We start from the raw sequence: 22,661 nt of genomic DNA, 5'->3' as shown, positions 1-22,661 counted from the left end.
CAAAAAATTCGAGGAACGCCGCGCCTAGTCGTGGCGTTTTTTGCTTTTGGCGGATACGATAAGTAATAGTAAAGGAAAAGTAAGTTTTTTTTACAACTTACTGAGAATTCATCTTGTTTACGTTCTTCGTGGGCGTGGGTAGGTTGAAGTGAGAAATGACTTAGGGACATGATTAAGCATGCATGTCTGTTGTCATAGGAAATGACTGAAAGGCAGCCTTTGCATATGGTACCGTTTGTTACTCATGTTAAGCTGCCTCATCTTTTTCAGAGATTTGTTAACTGTGAATTTACTCACTATGAGTACTGAAATTCTTTTTGTTTTCCTGTTCTCTCTGGCTTTTTTATTTGTTGCCCGGAAGGTAGCAAAGCGTATCGGCTTGGTTGATAAACCTAATTACCGTAAACGTCACCAGGGTTTGATCCCGCTGGTTGGTGGTATTTCTGTTTATGCAGGTATCTGCTTTGCCTTTCTGATCTCCAACCAACCTATTGCGCACGCTAAACTTTATCTGGTCTGTGCGGGCGTATTGGTGTTCGTTGGGGCTCTGGATGATCGCTTTGACATCAGTGTTAAAATACGTGCCACGATCCAGGCTTTGGTCGGCGTTGCCATGATGGTTTTTGCTGGTCTCTACCTGCGTAGCTTCGGTTATGTATTTGGCGGTTGGGAAATGCTGTTGGGGCCGTTTGGTTATCTGATCACGTTATTTGCTGTCTGGGCGGCGATCAACGCTTTTAACATGGTTGATGGTATTGATGGGTTGCTGGGAGGGCTTTCCTGCGTTTCGTTTGGAGCATTGGGCTTACTGTTCTACCTGAGTGGTCATTCCGATCTCGCTTTCTGGTGTTTCGCCATGCTGGCGGCGATTGTTCCTTATATTCTGCTTAACCTTGGCATCCTGGGCCGTCGGTACAAGGTATTTATGGGTGATGCGGGCAGTACGCTGATTGGTTTTACGGCCATCTGGCTGCTGTTGCAAAGTTCCCAAGGGGCAACCCATCCGATCAAACCGGTAACGGCATTGTGGATCATTGCTATACCATTGATGGATATGATTGCGATTATGTATCGCCGTCTGCGTAAGGGTATGAGCCCATTTTCTCCTGATCGTCAGCACATTCATCATCTGATTATGCGGGCAGGTTTTACGCCGCGTCAGGCTTTTATTCTGATTACTTTGGCAGCTGCGCTTCTGGCAGCCATTGGTGTGCTCGGTGAACGCCTGACTTTTATCCCTGAATGGATAATGTTGGTATTATTCTTGCTTGCTTTTTTCCTCTATGGATACTGCATCAAACGTGCATGGCGCGTGGCGCGTTATATCAAACGCGTTAAGCGCCGTATCCGACATTCAACGAACAATAAGCAAGTACCTTAACCTGAGGCTTTTGGGCAGAGATGACTCCAGAAACAATGTCTGAAAAAAATACCCCGGTGGTCGATAATGAACTTGATATCCGTGGTTTATGCTGCACGTTGTGGCGCGGTAAAAAGTGGATTATCGGCTTCGCTGTGTTGTTTGCCGCCGTTGCATTGATTATCTCCTACCTGGTCAAACAGGAATGGAGTGCGGCAGCAATCACCGATAAGCCAACGGTAAATGCGCTGGGGGGGTATTACTCTCAACAGCAGTTCCTGCGCAACCTTGATGTGCGCACAACGCCAGCGGTGGCGGGTGAACAACCGGGTATTGCTGATGAAGCTTATAATGAATTCATCATGCAATTAGCGGCTTATGACACACGGCGTGATTTCTGGCTGCAAAGTGATTATTACAAGCAGCGTCAGGAAGGCGATGCACGTGCTGATGCGGCATTACTTGATGAATTGATTAATAATATTCAATTCACGCCACGTGATGATAAAAAAGTGCTTAACGATGGTGTGAAGTTGACGGCGGAAACGGCACCTGACTCCAATCGTTTGTTGCGTCAGTATATCGCGTTCGCCAGCCATCGGGCTGCGCAACATCTGAATGAAGAAGTTCAGGGGGCTTGGGCTGCACGTACCACTTCGATGAAAGCGCAGGTTAAACGCCAGGAAGCGGTGGCAGATGCTGTTTACCAACGTGAGCTTAATACCGTTCAACAGGCGCTGAAAATTGCGCAGCAGCAGGGAATTAGCCGGATTCAGACGGATACACCGTCAGAACAACTACCGGATTCCGAGTTATTCCTGCTGGGTAAGCCAATGCTCCAGGCACGTTTGGAGGGGTTGCAGGCTTCCGGGCCAACTTATGACTTGGATTACGATCAAAATCGCGCCATGCTGGCAACCTTGAACGTTGGCCCGACGTTGGATGCCAAGTTCCAGACTTACCGCTATTTGCGTACGCCAGAGGAGCCGGTAAAGCGCGATAGCCCGCGCCGCGTATTCTGGTTGATTATGTGGGGCACGATCGGTGCTCTGATTGGTGCTGGAGTTGCTTTGGTGCGCAGGCCGCGTCGTTAAGCACCCCTATCCCTATATAGCCAAATGGATTTTAGGTTGTAGCGCGGGGTAGCCACTACGTGAAACCCCAGGAGTTCCTGGGGATGAGTAGATGTGCTTAACAACGCTGTAGCAGGTATAAAGTAATTTTGTTGATGGGTGCGTAAGTGCTCAATTTGCAGGTTCGCCTGCGATTCACCGACCAAAAGAGATTCGCTGTGAAAGTGTTGACTGTTTTTGGCACAAGGCCGGAAGCCATTAAGATGGCTCCTCTGGTACATGCTTTGGCTCAGGATAAAGCCTTTGAATCAAGAGTCTGCGTTACGGCACAGCATCGTGAGATGTTGGATCAGGTATTACGTTTGTTTGAAATAGTACCGGATTATGACCTGAACATCATGAAACCTGGCCAGGGGCTGAATGAAATCACCTGCCGTATTCTGGAAGGGTTGAAAGGGGTTCTGGAAGACTTCAAACCTGATGTGGTGCTGGTGCACGGTGATACCACTACCACGATGGCGACCAGCCTGGCAGCGTTTTATCAGCGTATTCCCGTTGGGCATGTGGAAGCCGGGTTACGTACCGGTAATCTCTACTCACCCTGGCCCGAAGAGGCAAACCGTAAGTTGACGGGCCATCTGGCGATGTATCATTTCGCGCCGACGGAGAATTCGCGCCAGAATCTGCTGCGGGAATCGTTGCAGGATGATCATATTGTCGTTACGGGCAATACGGTGATTGATGCGCTGTTCTGGGTACGCGATCGTATCCTTAGTGACGAAGTATTGTCTAACAGTCTGGAGCAGCGTTATCCCTTTCTGGATGCTAATAAGAAATTAATTCTGGTTACTGGTCACCGTCGTGAAAGCTTTGGTGGTGGGTTCGAACGCATTTGCAGCGCACTGGCGGACATCGCTCGCCAACACCCGGAAGTGCAAGTGGTTTACCCAGTACACCTTAATCCTAATGTCAGCGAGCCAGTCAATCGGATTCTGAAAGGCATCGACAACATTATGCTTATCGAGCCGCAAGATTATCTGCCATTTGTTTACCTGATGACGCGCTCTTACATGATTCTGACTGACTCAGGCGGTATTCAGGAAGAGGCTCCATCGCTGGGTAAGCCGGTGTTAGTGATGCGTGATACTACAGAACGACCAGAAGCAGTGGATGCTGGAACGGTGCGGCTGGTGGGAACTGATGTGACTAAAATTGTCGGTGCGGTCACTCAGTTATTAACGGATGAAAGCGAATATCATGCTATGAGTCGGGCACATAACCCTTACGGTGACGGGCATGCCTGCCAACGTATCCTCGAAGCTTTAAAGAATCATCAGGTGACACTATGAGTTTTAACACTATTTCAGTTATTGGCCTGGGTTACATCGGCTTGCCAACGGCGGCGGCGTTTGCTTCCCGCAAGAAAAAAGTGGTGGGTGTAGATGTTAATCAGCATGCGGTAGATACCATTAATCGTGGTGCAATTCATATCGTGGAGCCGGATCTGGATCGCGTGGTGAAAGAAGCGGTCGAAGGAGGATACCTGCAAGCGGTGAGCAAACCGTTGGCGGCTGATGCTTTCCTGATTGCGGTACCAACCCCGTTCAAAGGTGATCATGAGCCCGATCTGGCCTATGTTGAAGCGGCGGCTAGGTCGCTGGCTCCGGTGCTGAAAAAAGGCGATCTGGTGATTCTGGAATCGACTTCACCAGTAGGGGCGACCGAGCAGATGGCGCAATGGTTGGCTGAAGCACGTAGCGATCTCAGTTTCCCACAAAATGCGGGTGAGCAGGCTGACGTGAATATCGCTTATTGTCCTGAACGTGTTCTACCAGGGCAGGTGATGGTTGAACTGATTCGGAATGATCGTGTTATCGGTGGGATGACGCCGAAATGCTCCGAACGCGCCAGCGCGCTGTATAAAATTTTCCTTGAAGGTGAATGTGTTGTCACCAATTCACGCACTGCCGAGATGTGTAAGTTAACGGAAAATAGCTTCCGTGATGTCAACATCGCTTTTGCTAATGAATTGTCGCTGATTTGTGCTGAGCAAGGTATCAATGTGTGGGAACTGATCCGGCTGGCTAATCGCCATCCGCGTGTCAATATTTTGCAGCCAGGCCCTGGGGTGGGTGGGCACTGTATCGCCGTTGATCCCTGGTTTATTGTTGCGCAAAACCCACAGCAGGCTCGTTTGATCCACACAGCACGCCTGGTAAACGACGGTAAACCGCTCTGGGTCGTTGATCGCGTTAAAACGGCAGTCGCAGACTGCCTGGCAGCCACTAACAAACGAGCTTCCGAAGTGAAGATTGCCTGTTTTGGTTTGGCGTTTAAACCCAATATTGACGATCTGCGTGAAAGCCCAGCGGTAGAGGTCGCCCACCTGATTGCTGACTGGCACGTAGGTGAAACGCTGGCTGTGGAACCGAACGTTGAGCAATTGCCAAAGTCTTTGGCGGGTCATGTGATTTTGAAAGATCTTGCCGTAGCATTGCATCAGGCTGATGTGATCGTGATGCTGGTCGATCACAAAGAATTCAAAGCAATTAAGCCTGAAGAGATCAAACAGACCTGGATTGTTGATACCAAAGGAGTTTGGCGTTGAAACGCATTTTGGTTACCGGCGGTGCCGGTTTTATCGGTTCTGCTGTGGTAAGGCATATCATTAGCAACACTGCTGATAGCGTGGTGGTGGTGGATAAACTTACCTATGCGGGCAATCTGGAGTCACTGGCTGGGGTGACTAATAGTGAGCGTTATGCGTTTGAGCAGGTTGATATCTGCGATCGCGCCGAGCTGGATAGGGTGTTTGCTCAATACCAACCCGATGTTGTGATGCATCTGGCGGCAGAAAGCCACGTTGATCGTTCCATTGATGGCCCTGCGGCGTTTATTGAAACCAACGTGGTGGGAACCTACACCATGCTGGAAGCGGCACGCCATTACTGGCAGGCGTTGGTGGAAGAGAAAAAACAGGGTTTCCGTTTCCACCATATTTCCACCGATGAAGTATATGGCGATCTGCACGGCACTGATGATCTGTTTACTGAAACCACCCCTTATGCACCAAGCAGCCCGTATTCGGCTTCCAAGGCATCAAGCGATCATCTGGTGCGTGCCTGGTTGCGTACCTATGGTTTCCCAACGGTGGTCACCAATTGTTCTAATAACTATGGTCCTTATCATTTTCCTGAGAAATTGATCCCCTTGGTGATCCTGAACGCTATTTCTGGTAAACCGCTACCGGTATACGGTAACGGTGCGCAGGTGCGTGATTGGTTGTATGTAGAAGATCATGCGCGGGCGTTATACCAGGTGGTGACGGAAGGTGTAGTGGGTGAAACCTACAACATCGGCGGTCACAACGAGCGTAAGAATATTGAAGTGGTGCAAGCCATCTGCGATCTGCTGGAAGAGTTGGCACCGAATAAGCCACAAAATGTGGCGAACTACCGCGATCTGATCACCTATGTTACAGATCGTCCCGGCCACGATATGCGATATGCCATTGATGCGGGCAAGATCGAGCGTGAGTTAGGCTGGCGCCCGCAGGAAACCTTTGAGAGCGGTATCCGCAAAACGGTTGCTTGGTACCTGAATAACGAAACCTGGTGGCGTCGTGTTCAAGATGGTTCCTATGCAGGTGAACGTTTAGGGCTGAGTTAATTCATCCAAAAATACGTTGAGTTGTAGGTAGGCAGTAAGCGAATGAATCATGATGAGTCTATCTCAGAGAGAGACAAACGTCGTGAGTTCCTGCAATTGCCAGGGAACAATCCCATCCCGATAAACACGTGGCGGCTGATAGTCGCCACGTTGTGATTGTGAGTTCAGGAGTCGATATGAAGGGCATTATTCTTGCCGGAGGTTCAGGGACGCGTTTGCACCCGATTACCCGTGGTATTTCCAAGCAATTACTCCCTATCTACGATAAGCCGATGATTTACTATCCGCTTTCGGTGCTGATGCTGGCTGGGATCAGGGATGTGCTCATTATTTCTACGCCGGAAGATCTGCCATCGTTTCGCCGTTTACTTGGTAGCGGTGCCGAGTTTGGTATTAATCTCAGCTATGCAGAACAACCGCGTCCCGATGGGCTGGCGCAGGCATTTTTGATCGGTGAAGAGTTTATTGCCGGTGAGCCGAGCTGTTTGGTGCTGGGTGATAACATCTACTTCGGTCAGGGTTTTAGCCCAAAACTGAAAAACGTGGTCAAGGGCTTACAGGGTGCGACGGTATTCGGTTATCAGGTGATGGACCCAGAACGTTTTGGCGTTGTGGCGTTTGATGATAATTTCCGGGCGTTATCAATTGAAGAAAAACCGGTTGAGCCGAAGTCCAACTGGGCGGTGACGGGGCTGTATTTTTACGACACCCAAGTGGTGGACTTCGCCAAGCAGGTGAAACCTTCCCCGCGTGGCGAGCTGGAAATCACCAGCATCAACCAGATGTATTTGGAGCGTGGCGAACTGAGCGTTGAACTGCTGGGCCGTGGTTTCGCCTGGCTTGATACCGGTACTCACGATAGCCTGATTGAGGCCAGCACCTTCGTACAAACGGTGGAAAAGCGCCAGGGATTCAAGGTGGCCTGCCTGGAAGAAATCGCTTGGCGTAATGGTTGGCTGGATGATGATGGCGTAAAACGCGCCGCTCTGGCGCTGGTGAAGACTGGCTACGGCAAATATTTACTGGATTTACTGAATGTCCGTCCACGCCAATATTGAGCCTTTGGGCTGGGAAAGCGAATTTTTCCAGCTCTCCAGTGCCAAGCTGCATTTTGATGATGCTTCGCCCTTGGTGAGTAAGGCGGAGTTGGATGCTTTCGCGCTGGTTCAGGCCAAAATCCCCGCGCAGCGCCTTGATTTGGCCGATGCGCTGGCTGGGCTGGGTTTTCGGTTGGTGGAAGGCGAAATCGATTTAGCCCTGCCGGTTGGCACAAAAAGTGCTTCATTATCGGCCATGCGTGTTGCGCTGCCTGAAGATATCCCGATATTGCGTGCGGCCGCGGCCAGCGTATTCGCTGCCAGTCGTTTTCGTATGCCTTGGTATGGGCAGCATGACAGTGGGCGGTTTTATGCCACCTGGATTGAGAAAGCGGTATTGGGAGCTTTCGATCATCAGTGTTTGCTGGTGCTGGGAGGTGATGGGCAGCCAGAAGGATTTGTCAGCCTGCGTGATATTGGTCAGCAAGAAGCCCGTATCGGCCTGCTGGCAGTATTTCCGGGTGCGCAAGGAAAGGGTACCGGTTCACGGCTGATGGCTGCGGCGATCGCCTGGTGTCAGCAGCGGGAGCTGTTACGCCTGCGGATTGCGACCCAAATAAGCAATATTGCCGCGTTACGGCTCTATCAACGGCACGGTGCCATTATAGAAAGCACCGCGTATTGGTTCTACAGAGGTTTACATGATCCCATTTAACGTTCCACCGGTTGTTGGCACCGAACTTGATTACATGCAGGCTGCCCTGGACAGCGGCAAACTCTGTGGTGATGGCGGTTTCACGCGCCGTTGCCAACAATGGATGGAGCAGCATTTCGGTAGCCCGAAAGTGCTGCTAACACCGTCTTGCACCGCTTCATTGGAAATGGCGGCCATCCTGTTGGATATCCAGCCGGGTGATGAAGTGATCATGCCGAGTTTCACCTTTGTTTCTACCGCCAACGCCTTTGTCTTGCGTGGTGCGGTGGTGGCATTTGTCGATGTGCGCCCAGATACCATGAATATTGATGAAACGAAAATCGAAGCGGCGATTACCGACAAAACCCGCGCTATCGTGCCGGTACACTATGCTGGCGTGGCCTGTGAGATGGACACCATCATGGCGCTGGCGAAAAAATACAATCTGTTTGTGGTTGAAGATGCAGCGCAGGGCGTCATGTCAACTTACAAAGGAAAAGCGTTGGGAACTATCGGCCACATCGGCTGTTTCAGCTTTCATGAAACCAAGAATTACACCGCTGGTGGTGAAGGTGGCGCAACGCTGATTAACGATCCGGCGCTGATTGATCGTGCCGAAGTGATTCGCGAGAAAGGCACCAATCGCAGCCAATTTTTCCGTGGTCAGGTTGATAAGTATACCTGGCGTGATATCGGTTCCAGCTATCTGATGTCTGATCTGCAAGCGGCTTATCTGTGGGCGCAACTGGAAGCAGCAGAACAGATCAACCAGCGTCGCCTGAAGCTGTGGCAGAACTACTACGATGCCTTCAAACCTTTGGCTGATGCGGGCCGTATCAACCTGCCGGTTATCCCGGCTGACTGCGTGCATAATGCGCATATGTTCTATATCAAGCTGAAGGATGTTCAGGATCGCACAGCGTTTATCGATTACCTGAAAGAAGCTGAAATTATGACGGTATTCCACTACATCCCGCTGCATGTTTGCCCAGCCGGTGAGAAGTTTGGTCGTTTTGCTGGAGAAGACCGTTTTACCAGCAAGGAAAGTGAGCGCCTGGTGCGTTTGCCGTTGTTCTACAACATGTCAGATGTCAATCAGCGTACGGTAATCACGACCATTCTGAGCTGCTTGGCCTGATATGTCGCTGGCAAAAGCATCAATTTGGACCGCCGGTTCCACGCTGATAAAAATTGGCGTGGGGCTGCTGGTAATCAAAATGTTGGCGGTGGCTTTTGGCCCCAGTGGTGTCGGGCAGGCGGGTAATTTCCGTCAGTTGATTACCGTGCTGGGTGTGCTGTCTGGTGCCGGAATTTTTAACGGCGTCACCAAATATGTTGCTGAGTATCATCAGGACCCACAGCGGCTACGCATGGCGGTGGGTACGGCTTCCAGCATGGTGTTGGGCTTCTCGACTCTGTTGGCGTTGGTATTCCTGTTTGCCGCAGAACCGATCAGCCGTGGGCTGTTCGGCCATGCCGATTATGTAAACGTGGTGCAGGCAGTGGCGTTTATCCAAATGGGCATCGCTTACGCCAACCTGTTCCTGGCTATTTTGAAAGGCTACCGTGACGCCATGGGCAATGCGGCGGCGGTGATCGGCGGCAGCCTGATCGGCGTGGTGGTCTATACGTTGTGCTTTAAGCTGGGTGGCTATGCAGGGGCGTTGATCGGCCTGGCGCTGGTGCCTGCGTTGGTGGTGTTGCCTGCCGGTTTTCTGCTGTGGCGGCGCAAGATGCTGCCATTGCGCTATTTGGCGCTGGCGTGGGATAAAGCACTGGCCAGCCACTTGGGCAAGTTTACCATCATGGCGCTGATCACCTCTGTAACTCTGCCGGTTGCCTATGTGATGATGCGTAACCTGCTGGCGGCGTATTATAGCTGGGATGAAGTGGGTATTTGGCAAGGGGTGAGCAGTATCTCTGATGCTTATCTGCAATTTATTACCGCATCGTTTACCGTTTATTTGCTGCCAACGCTGTCACGCCTGAAAGAAAAAAGCGCGATCTCGCAGGAGATTGTGCGTTCATTGAAGTTTGTTTTACCCGCCGTGGCGGCGGCCAGTTTTACCGTGTGGTTGCTGCGCGATTTTGCTATCTGGTTGCTGTTTTCTGAAAAATTTGTCGCAATGCGCGATCTGTTTGCCTGGCAATTGGTTGGCGATGTGCTGAAAGTTGGTGCTTATGTTTTCGGCTATTTGGTGATTGCCAAAGCATCGTTGCGTTTTTATATTTTGACGGAGGTTAGCCAGTTTGCTTTGCTGACGCTGTTTTCTCACTGGCTGATCCCGCAGCATGGCGCGCTGGGTGCTGCACAGGCTTATATGGCAACCTATATTGTGTATTTCGCGCTCTGTAGCGGCGTATTCATTCTTTATCGTAGACGAGTATGACCAGACTGATTCACGTATTGGGATCTGATATCCCGCATCATAATCATACGGTGCTGCGCTTCTTCAATGACGTGTTGGCAGAGCGTTTGCCCTCTGAACAGGTGTGCCATTTTATGGTGGCGGCCAAGGATGCTGCGGCGTTGGGTCCATTTCCTGCGTTGAAAATAGAAATTTTTCCGGGCAAGAAAAGCCTGGCTGATGCGGTGATTGCTTGTGCGCAGGCCGATCGGCAGACCCGTTTTTTTCTGCACGGCCAGTTTAATGCGGCGCTGTGGCTGGCGTTACTGAGCGGTAAAATCCGGGCTAATCAGGTGAGTTGGCATATCTGGGGGGCTGATTTGTACGAAAACGCCACCAGTTGGAAATTCCGCTTGTTTTACATTTTGCGCCGCATAGCGCAGGGACGGGTTGGTCATGCGTTTGCTACGCGTGGCGATCTGATCCATTACCAGCAACGTCATGCACGCGTTCCTGCTTCGCTGTTATACTTCCCGACGCGTATGGACCCTCAACTGACTGGCATTGAAGTGCAGAAAAACAGCGCTGGGCCATTGACCATTCTGGTAGGGAACTCTGGGGATCGTACTAATCGGCATAGAGAGGCGTTACAGGCGATTCATCAGCAGTTCGGTCGCGATGTACGGGTGATTGTGCCGATGGGGTATCCCGCCAATAACGACGTTTATATTGAGCAGGTACGTGCTACCGGGCTGGCGCTGTTCGGTGAACACAACCTGCAATTGCTGACGCAGCAAGTGGCGTTTGATGATTACCTGAATATTTTGCGTGAGTGCGATCTCGGCTACTTTATTTTTGATCGGCAGCAGGGTATTGGCACTTTGTGCTTGTTGATACAGTTCGGCGTGCCGTTTGTACTCAGCCGTAAAAATCCCTTCTGGCAGGATTTGGCAGAGCAACGCCTGCCGGTGCTGTTTTATGGTGATACGCTGGATGAAGCCATTGTTCGCGAGTCACAGCGGCAGTTGGCGTTGGTGGACAAAGGTTCGATCACCTTCTTTAATCCGAATTATGTAGATGGTTGGCAACACGCCTTGGCGTTGGCTGTGGGGGAGAATCCATGACGCTGGCTCAGTTTGGTGGATTGCTTGTTGTCTATCTGATTGGAGCGCTGTTTGTGCTCACGCTGACCTATCAGGAATTCCGGCGGGTTCGTTTTAATTTTAACGTGTTCTTTTCCCTGCTCTATCTGCTGACGTTTTACTTCGGTTTCCCGTTGACCTGCCTGCTGGCATTCCGGTTTGATGTTGAGGTGGTGCCTGCTGAATTCTTGCTGTATGCCATTCTCTCTGCCACCTGTTTCTACGCTATCTATTATGTCAGCTACAAAACTCGGCTGCGTAAACGTAGCAGCCAGCAATCTAAGCCGATATTTACCATGAACCGGGTGGAAACCCATTTCACCTGGATATTGTTGGCGTTGGTGGCGATGGGGACCGTAGGCATTTTCTTTATGCAGAACGGTTTCCTGTTGTTCAAGCTGAACTCCTACAGCCAGATTTTCTCCAGCGATGTGTCTGGAGTCGCATTCAAACGCTTTTTCTACTTCTTTATCCCGGCGATGCTGGTGGTCTATTTTCTCAAGCAGGATGTACGCGCCTGGTTCTTTTTCCTGGTGGCGACGGTGGCTTTTGGCATCCTGACTTATGTGATCGTGGGGGGAACCCGCGCCAATATCATCATTGCGTTCTCGCTGTTCCTGTTTATCGGCATTGTACGTGGTTGGATTTCGCTATGGATGCTGGTGGCGGCAGGAGTGCTTGGCATTGTTGGTATGTTCTGGCTGGCGTTGAAACGCTACAGCCTGGATGTCAGTGGCCCTGAGGCGTTCTACACTTTCTTGTATCTGACGCGCGATACTTTCTCGCCGTGGGAAAACTTGGCGTTATTATTGCAAAATTACGACAAGATCGATTTCCAAGGTTTGGCTCCGATCATGCGTGATTTTTATGTATTTATCCCGGCTTGGCTGTGGCCAGGGCGGCCAGATCTGGTGCTGAATACTGCCAACTATTTTACCTGGGAAGTATTGAATAACCATTCCGGGCTGGCGATCTCCCCTACGCTGATTGGTTCGTTGGTGGTGATGGGCGGGGTGCTGTTTATCCCGCTGGGTGCCATTGTGGTGGGTTTGATCATCAAGTGGTTCGACTGGCTGTATGAAATGGGTAAAAGCGAGCAGAACCGTTTTAAAGCGGCTATTTTACAGGGGTTTTGTTTTGGTGCGGTGTTCAATATCATCGTGTTGGCACGTGAAGGTATGGATTCCTTTGTTTCACGAGTCGTGTTCTTCTGTATCATTTTTGGCATTTGCCTGATCTTGGCTAAGTTGCTGTACTGGCTGTTTGATACCTCCGGGCTTATCAAAGCACGGATCGTGCGTAAATGTGCGCTGATGCCCTCTGTAAAGGTAATAACAAATGGAAGTAAACATTTCGATTCCCAAGTATGAGCTACGTGGTTTCAGCCTGTGGGGGTTCCGTGACATGGCACAATGCATGGATTTTCTGTTTGAGGGGGGTCAGGTAAAGCAAGGCACGTTGGTCGCGATGAACGCAGAGAAAATCCTTAAAGCGGAAACCGATCCCGCGCTACATGCTTTGTTGGATGAGGCCGAGTATAAGTACGCCGATGGTATCAGCATGGTGCGTTCAATCCGCCGTAAATATCCCGGAGCAGAGGTTTCCCGCGTGGCTGGGGCCGATCTGTGGGAAGCTTTGATGCAGCGGGCTGGGCAGGAAGGAACACCGGTGTTTCTGATAGGTGGTAAACCTGCGATATTGGCAGAGACGGAGCAGAAACTGCGTGACCAGTGGAATGTGAATCTGGTCGGTAGTCAGGATGGTTACTTCACGCCTGAACAGCGTGAAGCGTTGTTTGAACGCATTCGTGCCTGTGGGGCCGCTATCGTGACGGTAGCAATGGGCTCGCCAAAGCAGGAAATCTTGATGCGTGATTGCCGTAAGGTATATCCGCAAGCGCTGTATATGGGCGTAGGGGGCACTTATGACGTGTTTACTGGCCATGTGAAGCGTGCCCCGAAGATTTGGCAAAAGCTTGGTCTGGAGTGGCTCTACCGCCTGCTCAGCCAGCCGAGCCGTATTGGCCGCCAGCTCAAGTTGCTAAAATTTGTCGGTTACTACTATACCGGCAAAATGTAATTTTTATCTCTTTTGCCAAGAGGTAAAACACAGCATCAGCCTGAAAAGCGTATGGAAAGTCAGCGATAACCGTTGAAGAAAGGTTACGGAAGGGGCTTTCTTGTGTGGGAGTGAGCAAAGCGTAATCAAACACAACATTTCTGCTAAAAAGCACTAGACAGGATCGGTTTAAATCCGTAGTATCCCCACCCGCAACGGCGCTACGCGCCCGTAGCTCAGCTGGATAGAGCGCTGCCCTCCGGAGGCAGAGGTCTCAGGTTCGAATCCTGTCGGGCGCGCCATTAAGTTTGTGCGCAGGAGCTGCGGTGGTATGATTACCGCGTGAAGTTATAATGGTGGCTATAGCTCAGTTGGTAGAGCCCTGGATTGTGATTCCAGTTGTCGTGGGTTCGAGTCCCATTAGCCACCCCACTTTACATTTGTGTAAAGTAAAGAATCAAAAGCTGTTTTGTGACCGTGCGAAGGTGGCGGAATTGGTAGACGCGCTAGCTTCAGGTGTTAGTGTTCTTACGGACGTGAGGGTTCAAGTCCCTCTCTTCGCACCACACAAAATGTCTGATAAATTTTAATATTTACATAGACATAAGCTTTAAAGTTTAGTAGCATCAGCAGTAATAAATCGGCGAGTAGCGCAGCTTGGTAGCGCAACTGGTTTGGGACCAGTGGGTCGGAGGTTCGAATCCTCTCTCGCCGACCAATTTTAAGAAACCCGCTTTTAAAGCGGGTTTTTTTACGTCCAAAGCTCAAAAAGGATGAGACAAAACTGTTAGGGACAGTTTTGCACAACGCTTTCGTGTTGGCCCGTAAGGGGGAACGCAGGATGCGCGAAATAACCTTCGAAGGAGGTTTGAGCCAAGGGAAGCGAGTTATCTTCTTTCACCAGCCAATTTTAGAGAAAACCGTTTATTACTGAACGGGTTTCTGCTTGCCATCATTCAATTTTCTTTCCCCTCTGCTGTCGTTTTATTTGCGGTTCCCCTTATTACAAGGCCGTGCTTGGCTATGTTGTTTTTCGACGACAACTGCCAGTGCTGTTGTCGCCAGCTTGAGACATTTAATTATTTGATTTTAATAAGTAAAAATCAATTATCATTATGTCGTCGTGTTAAAGCGACAGGTTGGGAGAATCGCTGAAGGGGCCAATGAAGACTTGAGTATGTGATGATGATGGAATGCGATATAAAGCTTTTAAATTCAAAGTAATACGTTTTTTTATTTTTTATGGCATGAGTTGGCACGCGAAGTGCAATATCTAACTCGTAGATGCTCATTCTATTATCTTATGTTCGCCTTACGGCCTCATAAACCCAGGAATGATGCAGAGCCAATTTTAGGGTGCCTATTGTCCACCAGAACGATGAAAGCGATGGCTTCATCACACTTCGGGCATAACGTTGAGTGAGGCACCTCCCCTGTTGTTCTAGACCTGATTGCTTTTTTAATACACTTGCCAATATGGCAAGTGTTTTTTTTTGCCCCTATCCTTTTATGTGACCGAGATAAATATTTAAAGACGGGGGATGTTCAGCCGAAAAAAACGCGACCAAATACAGTGGCCGCGTTTTAATGGTGTGGCAGAGAACTTACTCGCCGTTTTGCTTCAGCGTGAGCATCAGCCCTTCACGGCGCATCTGCGCAGCTTCATCACCGCGGTGTAGTTTCTCCAGTGCATCTGCCTGCCAGGCATAATCATAGGCATCGGGGCGTTGTTTCAGCGCTTCCTGGAACGCATCGCTGGCTTGTTGCCATTCACCGTGTCTCATTAACAATTGGCCCAGCGTACTGCTTAGCAACGGGGTTGCCCCATGTTGTTTAATCTGCTGACGTAACGCTTTTTCCAGCTGTTCCGGGTTACCGGACTTGATGCGTGGGATCAGTAATATCAGACGTTCATCGTACTGGCGTTTCAGGCTGCTGAGCACGATCTCCTGCGCCAATTCATGATCATCACATTCAATAAGATGTTCCACCATGGCAATTTGCAGCGGGGTTTCATGACGCGTTTTGCGGTTTTGATCTTTCCACCAGCGTTTCAGCCCGTCGCTCCCTTCATCTGCCATTGCCTGGTTCATCAGGCCGATATAAGCCCGTTGTTGCAGTGCTTGAAGTTCATCTTCGGTGTGCAAATTGATTTTGTTCATGGATGGCAGAATGTCCAGCAACGAGGCGTAAGCCCCGGTTTGCAGGTAAGCCTGTTCCGCCAGCCGCAGCACTTCTGGGTGACGCGGCGCTTGATTCAGCAATCGATCAACACCATGACGTGCGGCGTGGGCTTCGCCCTGCGCCAGTTGAATGCGCACACGGGTAATATCTACCGGTAGCTGATCGGTGTCGGCAGCTTCAGCTGCACGTTCCAGATATTGATGGGTTCTGAAATTATCACCACGCTGTTGCGCCGCTTCAGCAGCCAGCAGATAGTTCACTACCGGTTGTTCCGCATGATCGGCATTGCGTGTCAGCAGTTTTTCTACCTGCTTGTAATCACCTTCCGCCAGTTTGATCAGTGCGGCCTTGGTTTGCTTGCGCGCCCGGTTGCGTTTGCGGCCAATGAACCAGCCACGGGTGCGGGCTCCGGTGTGGAAAATGCGGCGCAGGAGCCATTCGATCACAAACAGCACCAGGAACAGCAGGATCACGATGATCACCAGACCGGTAACGCTGGTTTCAATGTTGTAGTTGTCAGTCTGAATCAACACATAGCCTTGATGGCCTGCCAGCATCGGCCCTACTACGACGCTGGCGATCAGCACCAGAAACAGGAATAACACGCGTAACATGGCTTATCCCTCCTGGTGAGTGGCAGGGGCCTGGGTTAACAGATTGCGTACCCGGGTCTGCATCAGTTTTTCCAACAATGGTTGGCTTTTCAGTTGATTTGGCACATCCATAGAAACCGGTTGTTGGCTTAGATTGTCCAACTCTTCCAAGAAGGCTTTGGTGGTGGGGTCGGTAGTATCGAAATACGCACGTACCCAGGTAGAAACAGTTTCCAGCGACTGTTTATACACTTCGTTCTGGTGGCGAGGAATCGCTTGTGCTGCCACCAGCAAGCGCGAACGGATATTCTCACGCAGATAAATATCCTGATTCGGTGCCAGCAACGGTTCGGCATGAGTATCCCGGCGGCGGATGGTGATGAAATCTGCCATAAAGTTGTGCCAGCTTTTAGTCAGATTCTGGCGCCATTCACTCAATGAACTGGAAAGCTCGCTGCTATCTTGATCCATCGGTGTTTCATCGTTGTTGTTATCCGCCAGGCGTAAATTATCGACCTGATTGGAAAGCTGGTTTACCCGCAGAATCATGCCGTCAAAATCGACCTGAGCGACGGCAGAGAGTGATGCGATGTCTTCAGTGATGGTGCGGCGAATGTCAAGCAGGCTGGGATCGTTCATTTCAGCCAGACTGGCATCAGCGCTTTTAAGCAAGGTGGCTGCGGTAGTGACATCTTGATCACCCCACAGTTTACGGCCTGCCATTTTCACCAGGAAATCAGCCTGTGCCAACAGCCAGGTTTTGGCATCACCGCCGGAAATCGTAGAGACTTTCTCTTGCAGTTCATTTAATTGGCGGGCCAGCGAGGCCTGCTCCTGACCGGCAGCGTCCAGCGTTTTAGCTTGCTGCTGCATTAAGGCCTCCAGCGCATTTCTCCCCTGCTGCTGGTTTTGTTGCAGGCTGGTTAGCTGCTGCTGCAAGGCTTGATTCGCTGCAATCAGCGTTTGTGCTTGCTGGTGTGTGTGGTAATAGCCACCAGCACCCAGTGCGATAACCAGCACGATAGCGATCACGCCCAGTACCGGACCGGTACTCTTGCCTTTACGGTGGTCAGCGTCTGGCTGCTGGGGGCTCTTGGCCGCAGGGGTTGGCTCTTCAACCGGAGCGGATAGAGTGTTTTGTTCCGTCATAGTGGCACGTCCCATAGTCAGGTTATTGTAGTGCGCGCATGAGCGCGTCATTATCGGCGTTATCAGCTACCCGAATAGTACTCCAGCCCAATTCTTGAGCAAAGGTAGCCAAGCGTTCACTCACGACTATCAGATGGCAGCCTAACAGCCAGGAAGAACGATAGTAATCAGGAACTAAAGTATAGAGCTGTTGTAACATTTCACCGCTGGTCACTACCAGCGTATCTACGCCTGCCCGCTGCCAATGAGCACTCTGTTCATTGCCATCGTAATGAATCGGGCTGCGCTGGTAGCATTCATAATAGCTGATGGCCGCACCACGCTCACGCAGTGTGTCACCAAGCAGTTCACGGCCGCCGTTGCCACGCATGATTAATACCTGCTTGCCAGCCAGTTTTTGCAACGCCGGCAGCAGTAACAGTGTTTCACTGATTTCACGCTCGCGTGGGTATTCTACTGGCAGGCTACAAATACGATGCATTGCCAAGGCGGTGGGGCGGCCTATCGCATAATAAGATAAGTGAGAGGGCCATTGAAGCCCAGCCCGGTTGATTACGGAATAGGCATAACTGACGGCATGCTGTGACAGTACGAACACCAGATCGCCAGCGTTCAACAGGGCTAGCCCTTGAGGCAACCTAGGCAAATCAACCCCAGGGGCAAAATCAATCAGCGGTGCATGATAAGCAATCCGACCATGCGCTCGCAGGCGGCATACCAGCTGTTCCCCTGCCGGAGACGGGCGGGTTACCAGGATGGTCATGCTGGGGGATTCCCTTGATAAACCTCATGCAGGATCTCTCGGGCTCCTGCGGCTAGCAGCTCTTCCGCTAGCTCAATGCCCATCTGCTCAGCCATGGCCGCAGGGCCACGGCGTTCACCGCGTAATATCTGGCTACCGTCAGGGGCACCGACTAGCGCACGCAGCCACAGTTGTTCGTTTTCCCATTCGGCATAACTGCCAATGGGAACTTGGCAACCGCCTTCCAGCCGGGTATTCATTGCCCGTTCCGCACGGACGCGGATTTCTGTAGCCCGGTGGTTGAGCGGCGCGAGCAGCGCACGGGTCACCTCGTCGTCAAGGCGGCATTCAACGCCTACGGCACCTTGGCCGACGGCTGGCAGTGATTCTTCAGGGCTCAGGGGGCAGCGAATGCGTTGTTCTAACCCCAAACGTTTCAACCCGGCCACGGCCAGAATGATGGCGTCGTAATCGCCGTTATCCAGTTTCGCCAGCCGGGTGCCCACGTTGCCCCTCAGATCGCGCACGATCAAATCCGGGCGGCGTGCACGCAATTGGCATTGGCGGCGCAGGCTGGATGTACCCACCACGCAACCTTGCGGCAGTTGTTCGAGGGAAGCGAAATGATTGGAAACAAACGCATCACGTGGATCGTCGCGTTCGCAAATGGTCACCAGCCCCAACCCTTCAGGGAAAGCGACAGGGACATCTTTCATGGAGTGCACGGCGATATCCGCTCGGCCCTCCAGCAAAGCCAGTTCAAGCTCTTTCACGAACAGGCCTTTACCACCGACTTTAGCCAGTGGCGTATCCAGAATAATATCGCCACGCGTTACCATCGGCACCAATTCAACCCGCAAACCTGGATGGCTGGCTATCAGATGCTGTTGCACATAATGTGCTTGCCACAGTGCCAGTGGGCTTTGTCGAGTGGCAATTCGAACCATTGTGTCTAGCATGCTTATTACCATTTTTATCATTCGCCGCCCATCCTACCACTGAGTAGGAAAACTGTCAGTGGAAGAAGCCATAAGCGGAGAAAGGACAACAGAATCAATGGGGCACGAGGAAGTGTTGAAGGGCGGTTAACGCCGTAAGCCAACTATTTAGAGTCATTTAGAGAAACACGGCGATAATTGTGTCGTTTTACCTCCTTTACGGTCAATCAGCAAGGTGTTAGATTGATCACGTTTCCAGCAATAAGTCGTCAAATATTCTCCTAAACTTTAAAGACGCTACTGGAATACGGGTTTTTTTCAAATACCAGGATAATCAGGCGAGACGTCTTGTACCTCTACATCGAGACACTGAAACAAAGACTGGATGCGATCAACCAATTACGTGTCGATCGTGCCCTGGCGGCTATGAAGCCTGCGTTCCAACGGGTGTATAGTCTGCTGCCTACCTTATTGCACCATCATCATCCGCTGATGCCAGGGTACCTCAACGGTAACGTTCCCCATGGTGTCTGTTTCTACACGCCTGATGAAACACAGCAAGATTATCTCATTGATTTAGAAGATAAATGGGGAAGCCCATTCGAGAAAATGGCCTGCGGCGAATTACCGATCACCGGGGTTTACTCCATGGGCAGTACTTCGTCGATTGGCCAAAGTTGTACCTCAGATCTGGATATTTGGGTATGCCACCAATCCTGGCTTGACAACGAAGAACGCAACCGCCTCCAGCAGAAATGCAGTTTACTGGAAAAGTGGGCAGCGTCCATCGGGGTGGATGTCAGCTTCTTCCTGATTGACGAAAACCGTTTCCGCCATAATGAAAGTGGTAGCCTGAGCGGTGAGGACTGCGGTTCTACCCAGCATATCCTGCTGCTGGATGAATTTTACCGTTCTGCGGTGCGTCTGGCAGGGAAACGCATCCTCTGGAATATGGTGCCGGGCGAAGAAGAAGCGCATTATGATGAATATGTTTTGTCGTTGTATGCGCAGGGAGTATTAACGCCGAATGAATGGTTGGATCTCGGTGGGCTAGGCACTCTCTCCGCTGAAGAATACTTTGGTGCCAGTTTATGGCAACTGTATAAAAGTATCGATTCCCCTTATAAAGCGGTCTTGAAAACGTTGTTGCTTGAGGCCTATTCATGGGAGTACCCCAACACGCAATTGTTGGCAATGGATATCAAGCAGCGCTTGCACGAAGGTGAGATCGTCTGTTTTGGCCTTGATGCCTATTGTATGATGCTGGAACGTGTTACCCACTACCTGACCCAAATCAACGATACCACCCGCCTCGATCTTGTCCGCCGTTGTTTCTATCTGAAAGTCTGTGAGAAATTGTCACGTTCTAAAGCCTGCGTTGGCTGGCGGCGGGAAATTCTCAGCCAGTTGGTCAGCGAATGGGGCTGGAGCGAGGAGCGTTTGGCGATCCTTGATAACCGCGCTAACTGGAAGATCGAGCGCGTGCGTGAAGCGCATAATGAACTGCTGGATGCGATGATGCAGAGCTATCGCAACCTGATCCGCTTTGCCCGCCGTAACAACCTCAGCGTCAGCGCCAGCCCGCAGGATATCGGGGTGTTAACCCGTAAGCTGTACGCAGCATTTGAAGCGCTGCCGGGGAAAGTGACGTTGGTAAACCCGCAGATTTCGCCGGATCTGTCGGAAAACGATTTAACCTTTATTCACGTGCCCGTTGGCCGCGCCAACCGTACCGGCTGGTATTTGTATAACCAGGCACCGGCGATGAGCGCCATTGTTAGCCATCAGCCATTGGAATATAACCGCTACTTGAACAAACTGGTGGCCTGGGCCTATTTCAATGGTTTGTTGACGCCACAAACCCGTTTGCATATCAAGAGCGGCGATCTCTGCGATTTTGCCAAGTTGCAGGAGCTGGTTGTTGATGTGTCACACCACTTCCCATTGCGTTTGTCTGCCCCAACGCCGAAAGCGCTGTACAGCCCCTGTGAGATCCGCCACTTGGCGATTATCGTCAACCTGGAAAACGATCCCACGGCCGCTTTCCGCAATCAGGTGGTGCATTTTGATTTCCGCAAGCTGGACGTGTTCAGTTTTGGTCAACAACAGCAATGCTTGGTCGGCAGTATTGATTTGTTGTACCGCAACTCGTGGAACGAAGTGCGTACTCTGCATTTCAGTGGCGAACAATCAGTGCTTGAAGCGCTGAAAACCATTCTGGGCAAGATGCATCAGGATGCTGCCCCGCCAGAATCTGTGGAAGTATTTTGCTATAGCCAGCATCTGCGTGGCCTGATCCGTACCCGTATTCAGCAGTTGGTTTCCGAGTGCATTGAACTGCGTCTTTCCAGCACGCGTCTTGAGCCGGGCCGTTTCAAAGCGGTGCGTGTATCCGGGCAAACCTGGGGCTTGTTCTTTGAACGCCTGAGTGTATCGGTGCAAAAGCTGGAGAATGCGGTGGAGTTCTATGGAGCAATTTCCAACAATAAGCTGCATGGTCTGTCAGTTAAGGTGGAAGCCGATCAGGTACATTTGCCGCCGGTGGTAGATGGTTTTGCCAGTGAGGGGATCATTCAGTTCTTCTTTGAAGACACTACGGATGAGAAAGGCTTCAACATCTACATTCTGGATGAGTCGAACCGGATTGAGGTGTATCACCATTGTGAAGGCAGTAAGGAAGAATTGGTGCGTGACGTCAGCCGCTTCTACTCTTCGTCGCACGATCGCTTTACCTACGGTTCCAGCTTTATCAACTTCAACCTGCCGCAGTTTTACCAGATTGTGCAGTTGGACGGCCGCACTCAGGTGATCCCATTCCGCAGTAATACGCTATCGAACCTGTGTGTCACTATTTCTGACACCAATGTCGCTCAGCCTCTGAAACAGCAATTCCAACTGCATTAATCTAGAGCCATCAGTTTTGTTAACCTACCGCAGAATAAGTATGTAACTATCCTTAACCTGGGGATACTGTATCCTTATTCTAAGGAGAGTTGACGGTGTTGTGATGGAAGCGTTGTTTATTGAACTTCCGCCATTTGAGCGGTACCGAGCAGAATATCTAACCGATGATCAGTTTCGCGGTTTGCAACAAATATTGTTGAAAAACCCTGAATGTGGCGACGTAATCCAGCATACCGGTGGATTGCGAAAAATTCGCTTTGCTGACTTAAGACGACAGAAAGGTAAACGGGGTGGGATTCGAGTGATTTATTATTGGTACCTGGAGAAATCACAATTCCTGATGTTTACCTTGTATGATAAAAATCAGAAAGATGATTTGACTAAACCACAGCAAGAGTTACTGCGTGGAATGCTCGAACAAGCGAAGAAGGGGAAACTGGATGAGTAAACGTAACATTTTTGACGAGCTTCAAGAAGGAATGGAAGCGTGGGGGGCGCATAATGCGGGCAGAAAAACGCTGCGTACTCATAGAGTCACCGCCAAGATGCCATCAATGACCCCGGTAGAACTAAAAGCAGTGCGTGAAAAATTGAAGTTATCCCAAGCCGTTTTTGCTCAGTATTTACATACCGGTGTGACCACGTATCAGAACTGGGAACAAGGCTTGGCGAGGCCGAACAAACAAGCGGTATTGTTGATCAAAATGATCGACAGATACCCTCAGACGCTTGCAGAACTGGCAACGCTTTAAACATTGCCTATTTGTCGC

19 protein-coding genes and 4 tRNA genes are annotated in these 22,661 nt (G+C 50.7%); 19 read left to right on the top strand and 4 right to left on the bottom strand.

Annotated elements, in window-relative coordinates; genetic code table 11:
* Positions 1-283: 283 nt before the first annotated feature.
* The 16 genes from wecA (at position 284) to Z042_RS03135 (ending at position 14,099) form a co-directional block, all read left to right on the top strand.
* The gene (wecA, locus tag Z042_RS03210; RefSeq protein WP_024912375.1) at positions 284-1,381 is read left to right on the top strand and encodes a UDP-N-acetylglucosamine--undecaprenyl-phosphate N-acetylglucosaminephosphotransferase; all 1,098 of its coding nucleotides are present in this window, start codon (positions 284-286) and stop codon (positions 1,379-1,381) included.
* A gap of 20 nt (positions 1,382-1,401) precedes the next feature.
* Positions 1,402-2,454 carry an ECA polysaccharide chain length modulation protein gene (gene wzzE / locus Z042_RS03205; RefSeq protein WP_024912374.1) on the top strand — a complete coding sequence of 351 codons (1,053 nt, stop codon included), beginning with the start codon at positions 1,402-1,404 and terminating at the stop codon, positions 2,452-2,454.
* 197 nt (positions 2,455-2,651) lie between these two features.
* On the top strand, positions 2,652-3,782 hold the full coding sequence (gene wecB / locus Z042_RS03200) for a non-hydrolyzing UDP-N-acetylglucosamine 2-epimerase (RefSeq protein ID WP_024912373.1): 1,131 nt from the start codon (positions 2,652-2,654) through the stop codon (positions 3,780-3,782).
* The gene (wecC, locus tag Z042_RS03195) at positions 3,779-5,041 is read left to right on the top strand and encodes a UDP-N-acetyl-D-mannosamine dehydrogenase (RefSeq protein ID WP_024912372.1); all 1,263 of its coding nucleotides are present in this window, start codon (positions 3,779-3,781) and stop codon (positions 5,039-5,041) included. The genes wecB and wecC overlap by 4 nt, the downstream gene beginning before the upstream one ends.
* A complete protein-coding gene (rffG, locus tag Z042_RS03190) occupies positions 5,038-6,102 on the top strand; it encodes a dTDP-glucose 4,6-dehydratase (protein WP_037406461.1) in 1,065 nt (354 codons plus the stop codon). Before wecC ends, rffG begins: the two co-directional genes overlap by 4 nt.
* Before the next feature lie 176 nt (positions 6,103-6,278).
* Entirely contained in the window at positions 6,279-7,160 is an 882-nt protein-coding gene (gene rfbA, locus Z042_RS03185; RefSeq protein WP_024912370.1) for a glucose-1-phosphate thymidylyltransferase RfbA, read from the top strand.
* Positions 7,138-7,854: a dTDP-4-amino-4,6-dideoxy-D-galactose acyltransferase gene (gene rffC, locus Z042_RS03180; protein ID WP_024912369.1), complete on the top strand. Its 717-nt coding sequence runs from the start codon at positions 7,138-7,140 to the stop codon at positions 7,852-7,854. The genes rfbA and rffC overlap by 23 nt, the downstream gene beginning before the upstream one ends.
* The gene (gene rffA, locus Z042_RS03175) at positions 7,841-8,971 is read left to right on the top strand and encodes a dTDP-4-amino-4,6-dideoxygalactose transaminase (RefSeq protein WP_024912368.1); all 1,131 of its coding nucleotides are present in this window, start codon (positions 7,841-7,843) and stop codon (positions 8,969-8,971) included. The genes rffC and rffA overlap by 14 nt, the downstream gene beginning before the upstream one ends.
* A gap of 1 nt (position 8,972) precedes the next feature.
* Positions 8,973-10,223 carry a lipid III flippase WzxE gene (gene wzxE / locus Z042_RS03170; protein ID WP_024912367.1) on the top strand — a complete coding sequence of 417 codons (1,251 nt, stop codon included), beginning with the start codon at positions 8,973-8,975 and terminating at the stop codon, positions 10,221-10,223.
* Complete coding sequence (locus tag Z042_RS03165) at positions 10,220-11,305, top strand: TDP-N-acetylfucosamine:lipid II N-acetylfucosaminyltransferase (RefSeq protein ID WP_024912366.1); 1,086 nt, start codon at positions 10,220-10,222, stop codon at positions 11,303-11,305. The genes wzxE and Z042_RS03165 overlap by 4 nt, the downstream gene beginning before the upstream one ends.
* Positions 11,302-12,693 (top strand): ECA oligosaccharide polymerase, encoded by a 1,392-nt coding sequence (gene wzyE, locus Z042_RS03160; RefSeq protein WP_024912365.1) that lies wholly within the window; start codon positions 11,302-11,304, stop codon positions 12,691-12,693. Before Z042_RS03165 ends, wzyE begins: the two co-directional genes overlap by 4 nt.
* Positions 12,662-13,402 (top strand): lipopolysaccharide N-acetylmannosaminouronosyltransferase, encoded by a 741-nt coding sequence (wecG, locus tag Z042_RS03155; protein ID WP_024912364.1) that lies wholly within the window; start codon positions 12,662-12,664, stop codon positions 13,400-13,402. Before wzyE ends, wecG begins: the two co-directional genes overlap by 32 nt.
* Before the next feature lie 204 nt (positions 13,403-13,606).
* Positions 13,607-13,683 (top strand) — tRNA-Arg (locus Z042_RS03150).
* Between the two features lie 54 nt (positions 13,684-13,737).
* Positions 13,738-13,813, top strand: a tRNA-His gene (locus Z042_RS03145).
* Positions 13,814-13,860: 47 nt separating this feature from the next.
* Positions 13,861-13,947: transfer RNA gene (locus Z042_RS03140), tRNA-Leu, on the top strand.
* A gap of 75 nt (positions 13,948-14,022) precedes the next feature.
* Positions 14,023-14,099, top strand: a tRNA-Pro gene (locus Z042_RS03135).
* A gap of 886 nt (positions 14,100-14,985) precedes the next feature.
* Here the strand turns inward: Z042_RS03135 and hemY are convergent.
* Genes hemY through hemC form a run of 4 tightly spaced genes read right to left on the bottom strand, consistent with a single transcriptional unit; the run spans position 14,986 to position 19,008 of the window.
* Complete coding sequence (gene hemY, locus Z042_RS03125) at positions 14,986-16,179, bottom strand: protoheme IX biogenesis protein HemY (protein WP_024912363.1); 1,194 nt, start codon at positions 16,177-16,179, stop codon at positions 14,986-14,988.
* Between the two features lie 3 nt (positions 16,180-16,182).
* Positions 16,183-17,307, bottom strand: coding sequence for a uroporphyrinogen-III C-methyltransferase (gene hemX / locus Z042_RS03120; protein WP_024912362.1), 1,125 nt, complete (start codon positions 17,305-17,307; stop codon positions 16,183-16,185).
* Positions 17,308-17,329: 22 nt separating this feature from the next.
* The gene (gene hemD / locus Z042_RS03115) at positions 17,330-18,070 is read right to left on the bottom strand and encodes a uroporphyrinogen-III synthase (protein ID WP_024912361.1); all 741 of its coding nucleotides are present in this window, start codon (positions 18,068-18,070) and stop codon (positions 17,330-17,332) included.
* A complete protein-coding gene (gene hemC, locus Z042_RS03110) occupies positions 18,067-19,008 on the bottom strand; it encodes a hydroxymethylbilane synthase (protein ID WP_024912360.1) in 942 nt (313 codons plus the stop codon). Before hemC ends, hemD begins: the two co-directional genes overlap by 4 nt.
* Positions 19,009-19,335: 327 nt before the next feature.
* Here hemC and Z042_RS03105 point away from each other — a divergent pair, with 327 nt between their 5' ends.
* The 3 genes from Z042_RS03105 (at position 19,336) to Z042_RS03095 (ending at position 22,643) form a co-directional block, all read left to right on the top strand.
* The gene (locus tag Z042_RS03105; RefSeq protein WP_024912359.1) at positions 19,336-21,891 is read left to right on the top strand and encodes a class I adenylate cyclase; all 2,556 of its coding nucleotides are present in this window, start codon (positions 19,336-19,338) and stop codon (positions 21,889-21,891) included.
* Between the two features lie 103 nt (positions 21,892-21,994).
* Positions 21,995-22,339, top strand: a complete 345-nt coding sequence (locus Z042_RS03100) for a hypothetical protein (protein ID WP_024912358.1) — start codon at positions 21,995-21,997, stop codon at positions 22,337-22,339.
* Positions 22,332-22,643 (top strand): helix-turn-helix domain-containing protein, encoded by a 312-nt coding sequence (locus Z042_RS03095; RefSeq protein WP_024912357.1) that lies wholly within the window; start codon positions 22,332-22,334, stop codon positions 22,641-22,643. The genes Z042_RS03100 and Z042_RS03095 overlap by 8 nt, the downstream gene beginning before the upstream one ends.
* Positions 22,644-22,661 lie beyond the last annotated feature (18 nt).

The organism is Chania multitudinisentens RB-25, assembly GCF_000520015.2.
GTDB classification, from domain to species: Bacteria; Pseudomonadota; Gammaproteobacteria; order Enterobacterales; family Enterobacteriaceae; genus Chania; species Chania multitudinisentens.
The sequence above is the reverse complement of the archived record's forward strand: the minus strand, read 5'-3'. Positions and strand labels throughout refer to the sequence as shown.

Coding starts and splice junctions, on each gene's coding strand:
- wecG (WP_024912364.1), top strand. CDS start 12,662: ATGGAAGTAAACATTTCGATTCCCAAGTATGAGCTACGTGGTTTCAGC.
- hemY (WP_024912363.1), bottom strand. CDS start 16,179: ATGTTACGCGTGTTATTCCTGTTTCTGGTGCTGATCGCCAGCGTCGTA.
- wzzE (WP_024912374.1), top strand. CDS start 1,402: ATGACTCCAGAAACAATGTCTGAAAAAAATACCCCGGTGGTCGATAAT.
- Z042_RS03095 (WP_024912357.1), top strand. CDS start 22,332: ATGAGTAAACGTAACATTTTTGACGAGCTTCAAGAAGGAATGGAAGCG.
- wzxE (WP_024912367.1), top strand. CDS start 8,973: ATGTCGCTGGCAAAAGCATCAATTTGGACCGCCGGTTCCACGCTGATA.
- Z042_RS03100 (WP_024912358.1), top strand. CDS start 21,995: ATGGAAGCGTTGTTTATTGAACTTCCGCCATTTGAGCGGTACCGAGCA.
- Z042_RS03165 (WP_024912366.1), top strand. CDS start 10,220: ATGACCAGACTGATTCACGTATTGGGATCTGATATCCCGCATCATAAT.
- rffC (WP_024912369.1), top strand. CDS start 7,138: ATGTCCGTCCACGCCAATATTGAGCCTTTGGGCTGGGAAAGCGAATTT.
- hemX (WP_024912362.1), bottom strand. CDS start 17,307: ATGACGGAACAAAACACTCTATCCGCTCCGGTTGAAGAGCCAACCCCT.
- rffA (WP_024912368.1), top strand. CDS start 7,841: ATGATCCCATTTAACGTTCCACCGGTTGTTGGCACCGAACTTGATTAC.
- rfbA (WP_024912370.1), top strand. CDS start 6,279: ATGAAGGGCATTATTCTTGCCGGAGGTTCAGGGACGCGTTTGCACCCG.
- hemC (WP_024912360.1), bottom strand. CDS start 19,008: ATGCTAGACACAATGGTTCGAATTGCCACTCGACAAAGCCCACTGGCA.
- wecC (WP_024912372.1), top strand. CDS start 3,779: ATGAGTTTTAACACTATTTCAGTTATTGGCCTGGGTTACATCGGCTTG.
- wzyE (WP_024912365.1), top strand. CDS start 11,302: ATGACGCTGGCTCAGTTTGGTGGATTGCTTGTTGTCTATCTGATTGGA.
- hemD (WP_024912361.1), bottom strand. CDS start 18,070: ATGACCATCCTGGTAACCCGCCCGTCTCCGGCAGGGGAACAGCTGGTA.